The organism is Acidocella sp. (assembly GCF_035535915.1).
GTDB lineage: Bacteria > Pseudomonadota > Alphaproteobacteria > Acetobacterales > Acetobacteraceae > Acidocella.
On the sequence record NZ_DATLPB010000019.1, the window covers coordinates 1 to 5,739 of the forward strand.

The following is a 5,739-nucleotide window of genomic DNA, read 5'->3' on the forward strand; positions in this document are numbered from 1 at the left end:
GACCGCGCGCTCACTTTGGCCTATGACGAAGGCGTCTCCCCGGTCGGCATCCTGCGCATGCTGCTGAGCGAACTGGCCCGGCTGCGCGTGGCCGCCGGCGCCATCGCCGAGGGGGCATCAGCCGCCGAGGCCATGGGCGGCATGCGCCCGCCGGTCTTCTTCAAGCGCCAGAAATTGGTGACGCAGGCCCTTGCCACCTGGTCCGTCCCGGCGCTCACCGAGGCGATCCGCGCCGCCCTGACCGCGGAGACCGCCTGCAAACAGACGCACGTTCCGGACCAGGCCTATTGCCGCCAGACCATGCTGGGGCTCGCCAGCCGCGCCCGCAACGCGGCACGGCGTGGGTAGGCAAGGCAAGGAAGCGCTACTTTTTGTGAACAAAAAGTAGCAAAAAAACTTTGTTATGCTGGGCCATGGGCGTTGTCGGCGACGCAGCCCATGGCCCAGCACAATAAAAGTTTTTGCGCCGCTTTTTTTCAAAAAGCGGCCACTTTCTGCGCTGTGCGGTTGGCGTATGATCTGCCGCATGTTCCGCCAGATGTTCGTCATCACCAGCCTCTGGCTCGGCATTTTCGCCGTGGCGCTGTTTGCCGGCGCCGGCACGCTGCATTGGCCGCGCGGCTGGGCGTTTTTCTGGGAAATTGCCGTTTTCTCCTATGGCATCGGCGCCTGGCTGGCGGTTTATGACCCGGATTTGCTGAAAAGCCGGCTGTTCGTCCGGCTGCGCAGCGGCGCCGCGCCGGACCGCGCGCTGCTGCCCGCCGCGCTGCCCAGCTATTTCGCCTGGCTGGTGCTGATGGGCTGCGATGCGCGCCGCTTCGCCTGGTCGCATATGCCGGCCGCTTTGGGGTGGCTGGGCGCGGTTTTGATCGCGCTGTGCATGGGCATTTCAGTAGCTGCCTTCGCCTATAACAGTTTTGCCGCCCCGGAATTGCGCCTTCAGGCGCAACGGGCGCAGCATCTCATCACCAACGGTCCTTACGCGGTGGTGCGCCACCCGCTTTACGCCGGCGCGCTCTTCTATTTCCTCGGCGTCCCGCTGCTGCTCGGCTCCTGGTGGGGCCTGCTCATGCTGCCGCTCGGCACGGCCGCCTTGGCGTGGCGGATCGGCCGCGAGGAAGACATGCTGCGTATGGCCTTTCCGGACTATGAGCGCTACGCCGCGCGGGTGAGGTTCCGCCTGATCCCGGGAGTCTGGTAACGCTCCACGTGGAGCGCGGTGGTCCGGCGGGCGGCGCGGATGCTCCACGTGGAGCATCCTGTTTTGATTATGCCGGGCCTGAGACTGTACCGGCGCCAACGCCCCCGGCCCAGCATAAAAAAAGTTTTTGCGGCGCTTTTTTCAAAAAGCGCCTGCTTTCTTTCCTATCCGTTCAACAGCGCCAGCAGCGAATCCATCTGGTCGAGATCGGCGTAATGCAAAATCATTGCCCCGCCTTTGCCATTGAACTTGATCTGCACCCGCACCCCGAGCTTCTCGCTCAGAGTCTTCGCCAGCGCCTCGATCTCGCCGTCCGAGCCCTTCTCCTTCGGCCTGACTTCCTTCCCACCGCGCCCTTGCCGCGCCACCAATTCCTCGGTCTGGCGCACGGAAAGATGCTTTTTCGCGATTTCCTGCGCCGCCTGCACCGGATCGTCCAGCGTCAGCAGCGCCCTGGCATGGCCGAAGCTCAAGCGCCCGTCCCGGACCATGTCCAGCACCGGTTTCGGCAGTTTCAACATGCGCATGGCGTTGCCGATATGCGCGCGGGACTTGCCGAGCGCCTCGCCCAACCCTTCCTGCGTCATGCTGAATTCTTCGACAAGCCGCTTGTAGCCTTCCGCTTCTTCCACCGCGTTGAGGTCTTCGCGCTGCAGATTCTCCACCAGCCCGGCCGCCATGGCATCGGCATTGCTCAGCTCGCGCAGCAGCACCGGCACCTCGTGCAGCCGCGCGCGTTGCGCCGCCCGCCAGCGCCGTTCCCCGGCGATGATCTGGTAGTGCCCCGCTTTGTCCGGGTTCGGACGCACCAGCAGCGGCTGGAGGATGCCCCGCTGGCGGATCGATTCCGCCAACTCGGCCAACGCCGTCTCGTCCATTTCCATGCGCGGCTGGAACGGGCTTGGCTCCAGCACATCCACCGGCAGCACCTGCACGCCCGGCGCGCTCACGCTTTGCGGCGTCGCCGCATCGCCCAGCAGCGCCGCCAAGCCGCGGCCGAGCCGCCTGTTTTCCGTCCGTCCGCTCATGCCGCCACCTTCCGCGCCCGCGCGCGCTTCAAAAACTCCGCCGCCAAGGCCAGATAAGCCTGTGCCCCCGCCGAGCGGAAATCATACAGCAGCACCGGCACGCCATGGCTCGGCGCCTCGGTGATGCGAATGTTGCGAGGGATCGCCGTGTTATAAACTTTCGCGCCAAAATGACCGCGCACATCGGCGCTCACCTGTTCCGACAAATTATTGCGTTTGTCCGTCATCGTCAGCACGATGCCCTCGATCTCCAGCGCCGGATTCAGACCGCGCTTCACCGCGTCGATGGTGCGCATCAGCTGGGAAATGCCTTCGAGTGCGAAAAACTCCGCCTGCAACGGCACCAGCACCGCATCGGCCGCCACCAGCCCGTTCAGCGTGAGCAGTCCCAACCCCGGCGGGCAATCGATGAACACCGTATCCGCCTCACAATGCGGGAGCAGCGCGTCGCGCAGCAGAAACTCCCGCCGTTCCTCCTGGCCGAATTCGATGTCCGCGCCGATCAGATCCGCCACCGCCGGCACCAGCGACAGATTCTCGATGCCGGTCGGCATCACCAGCTCCGGCAGCGCCGCCTCGCCGGCAAACAGCCCGTAAGTACCGGTTTTGCGTGCCCCTGCCGCGATTCCGAGCCCGGTGCTGGCATTGCCCTGCGGATCGATATCCACCAGCAGCACTTTTTGCCCGCTCACCGCCAACGCGCAAGCCAGATTGATGGCGGTCGTGGTTTTGCCGACACCGCCTTTCTGATTGGCCACGGCAATGATCCGCGGGCGTTTTTTAGCTTCCGACATGACGGATCTGGCTCACTTTCAGGATACACGCATCGTCAGCCTGCAGCGACAAACGTTCAACCTCCATGTGCCAGAGCGTCCGCGCCGCCGTCAATTCAGCTTCTGCCGTTCGGCCTTTGGGAAACAGGCACACACCGTCGGGCGCCAGATGCGGCACAGCCAGGCCCAGCAATCTATCCAAGGGCGCGAGCGCGCGCGCCGTCACCAACGGCGCCGGCTCGGTCTTGGCGGTCTCGATGCGCGTGTTCAGCACTTTCACCTTCGCACCGGTCTCGCGCGCCGCCTCCATCAGAAACGCCGCCTTGCGCGTGTCGGATTCGATCAACGTGAACTCGATCCCCGTCTCTATCGCCAGAATCATCCCCGGAAACCCGGCGCCGGAGCCGAGATCGATCGCCCGCGTGATCCCGGCCGGAATGTACGGCACAAGCAACAGCGAATCCTCGACATGCCGCGCCCACAGATGCGGCAAATCATGGCGGCTGACGAGGTTGATCTTCGCCGACCATTTTTCGACCAAAGCGGCGAAGCTTTGCAGACGTGCTGTTTCCATGCGGCGCTGGGTAGCGCAGGACAGACAAGAAAAGAAAGAGGCCGCTTTTTGAAAAAAGCGGCACCAAAAACTTTTGTTTATGCTGGGCCATAGGCGTTGTCGCTGACAAAGCCCCTGGCCCAGCATAAAACAGATTTTTTGCTACTTTTTGTTCACAAAAAGTAGCACTTCCTTTCTACCTTTCTACGCTGCCCGCCGGCGCTTCAACGCCCCAAAAATCGCCCCCAGCGCCGCTGGCGTCATGCCTTCGATGCGCCCTGCCGCGCCCAGGCTTTCCGGCCGCACGCGTTCCAGCTTCTCGCGCAATTCGGCGGACAGACCGCCGACCGTTGCGTAGTCAAAACCCTCAGTGATCAGCACCGCTTCGTCGCGCTCGCGGGCGCGGATTTCCGTATCCTGGCGGTTGAGATAGCCGGCATAATGCAGATCCGCCCGCAGGATCTCCGCCGCGCGGCTCTCGCCCTGAGGTTTGCCGCCCATCGCCGCGATTTCCGCCTCCAGTGCGGCAAAGGCGGCCTCGCGTTCCGGCCCGACGATGCCCCAGCCCAGCCCGAGCGGGGTCAGCCGCAATTCGGCATTGTCCGAGCGCAGCTTCAGCCGGTATTCCGCGCGGGAGGTGAACATGCGGTACGGCTCGGTCACGCCCTGCGTCACCAGATCGTCGATCAGCACGCCGATATAAGCATCGGCGCGGCCGAGTTTGGCCGCATCCCCACCGCCGGCCGCCCGTGCCGCGTTCAGCCCGGCCATCAGCCCTTGCGCCGCCGCCTCTTCATAGCCGGTGGTGCCGTTGATCTGCCCGGCCAGATATAGGCCCGGCAGTTTCTTCAACCGAAGGTCGTGGCCCAGCGCGCGCGGGTCCACATAGTCATATTCCACCGCGTAGCCGGGCCGCAGGATCACCGCGCGTTCCAGGCCGGGGATGGAATGGACCAGCAATTGCTGAACATCCGCCGGCAGCGAGGTGGAAATGCCGTTCGGATAGACCGTGTCGTCGTCCAGCCCTTCCGGCTCGAGGAAAATCTGGTGCCCCGGCTTTTCCGCGAACCGCACCACCTTATCCTCGATGGACGGGCAATAACGCGGCCCGCGCCCGGCGATGTTGCCGCCATAGACGGCGGATTTATGAATATTGGCGCGGATGATCTCGTGCGTCCGCTCGGTCGTGCCGGTGATGAAGCAGGAGACCTGGGGATTGGCGACCTTGGTGGTCAGGGCTGAGAAAAACCCCGGCGGGTTTTCGCCTTTATCTTCCGCAAGGCCTGCCCGATCGATGGTCTTGCCGTCCAGCCGCGCCGGCGTGCCGGTCTTCAGCCGGCCCAGCGGCAGCTCCAGCCGGCGCAAATCCTCGGCCAGGCTCACCGAAGCCGCATCGCCGATCCGCCCGCCCGCCTGCATCTCGGTGCCGAAATGCAGCACGCCGCGCAAAAAGGTGCCGGTGGTGAGCACCGCGGCGGCACAGGAAATCTCCCGCCCGTCGGCCAGCACCACCCCGCTCAAATGCCCCGAAGCGTCGCGCCGCAGCCCCGCCGCCTCGCCCTCCAGCACGGTCAGGTTCGGCTGCGCCGCCAGCAGCGCCTGCATCGCCTGGCGATAGAGTTTGCGGTCCGCCTGCGCGCGCGGCCCGCGCACCGCCGGCCCCTTGCCGCGATTCAGCAGCTTGAAATGAATGCAGGCCGCATCGGCGGCCTTGCCCATCAGCCCATCCAGCGCGTCGATCTCGCGCACCAGATGCCCCTTGCCGATGCCGCCGATCGCCGGGTTGCACGACATCTCCCCCAGCCGGTCCGCCCGGTGGGTGACAAGCAGCGTGCGCGCGCCGAACCGGGCGGACGAAGCCGCCGCCTCGCAGCCGGCATGGCCGCCGCCAATGATGATCACGTCGTACGTCATGCCTGCCTATTAGCGAATTTCGCGAAGGAAAGCTAAGGCCAGGGCTCCGCCCTGGACCCGCTGGGGCCGAAAGGCCCCAGACCCCAAAACTTAGGCCGCACAAGTGCCGCTGGCACGGGCCCAAAAAAGCAAAAGTTTTGGGGCTGTCCCAGATGTTAGGTTGAATTCTTTCTGACCCAGCGCTTGAGCTGCTTCAAGAGCTGGGCGGGAGAGCCATCGTTGAACCTCCACTCGCATTCCTTGAGGAAGAGGTGGAAATTGGCTTTTGGG

General features: G+C 64.5%; 5 protein-coding genes and 2 pseudogenes. 2 read left to right on the forward strand and 5 right to left on the reverse strand.

The genetic code is table 11. The features are described 5' to 3' along the window. Together VNC39_RS02250 and VNC39_RS02255 are read left to right on the forward strand one after the other, a co-directional pair. Positions 1 to 348 (forward strand): annotated as a pseudogene (locus VNC39_RS02250) (DNA polymerase III subunit delta); the annotation flags it as partial. A 178-nt stretch (positions 349 to 526) separates the two neighbouring features. Then, the gene (locus VNC39_RS02255) at positions 527 to 1,201 is read left to right on the forward strand and encodes a methyltransferase family protein (protein ID WP_325395740.1); all 675 of its coding nucleotides are present in this window, start codon (positions 527 to 529) and stop codon (positions 1,199 to 1,201) included. A gap of 164 nt (positions 1,202 to 1,365) precedes the next feature. Here VNC39_RS02255 and VNC39_RS02260 read toward each other — a convergent pair whose 3' ends face one another. The 5 genes and pseudogenes from VNC39_RS02260 to VNC39_RS02280 all read right to left on the reverse strand — a co-directional run. Then, complete coding sequence (locus VNC39_RS02260; RefSeq protein WP_325395742.1) at positions 1,366 to 2,229, reverse strand: ParB/RepB/Spo0J family partition protein; 864 nt, start codon at positions 2,227 to 2,229, stop codon at positions 1,366 to 1,368. Beyond that, positions 2,226 to 3,023, reverse strand: a complete 798-nt coding sequence (locus tag VNC39_RS02265; protein WP_325395744.1) for a ParA family protein — start codon at positions 3,021 to 3,023, stop codon at positions 2,226 to 2,228. Before VNC39_RS02265 ends, VNC39_RS02260 begins: the two co-directional genes overlap by 4 nt. Then, positions 3,010 to 3,576: a 16S rRNA (guanine(527)-N(7))-methyltransferase RsmG gene (gene rsmG, locus VNC39_RS02270; RefSeq protein WP_325395746.1), complete on the reverse strand. Its 567-nt coding sequence runs from the start codon at positions 3,574 to 3,576 to the stop codon at positions 3,010 to 3,012. Before rsmG ends, VNC39_RS02265 begins: the two co-directional genes overlap by 14 nt. A 183-nt stretch (positions 3,577 to 3,759) precedes the next feature. Next, positions 3,760 to 5,469 carry a tRNA uridine-5-carboxymethylaminomethyl(34) synthesis enzyme MnmG gene (gene mnmG, locus VNC39_RS02275; RefSeq protein ID WP_325395748.1) on the reverse strand — a complete coding sequence of 570 codons (1,710 nt, stop codon included), beginning with the start codon at positions 5,467 to 5,469 and terminating at the stop codon, positions 3,760 to 3,762. A 155-nt stretch (positions 5,470 to 5,624) separates the two neighbouring features. Further along, positions 5,625 to 5,739 (reverse strand): annotated as a pseudogene (locus VNC39_RS02280) (IS1595 family transposase); the annotation flags it as partial.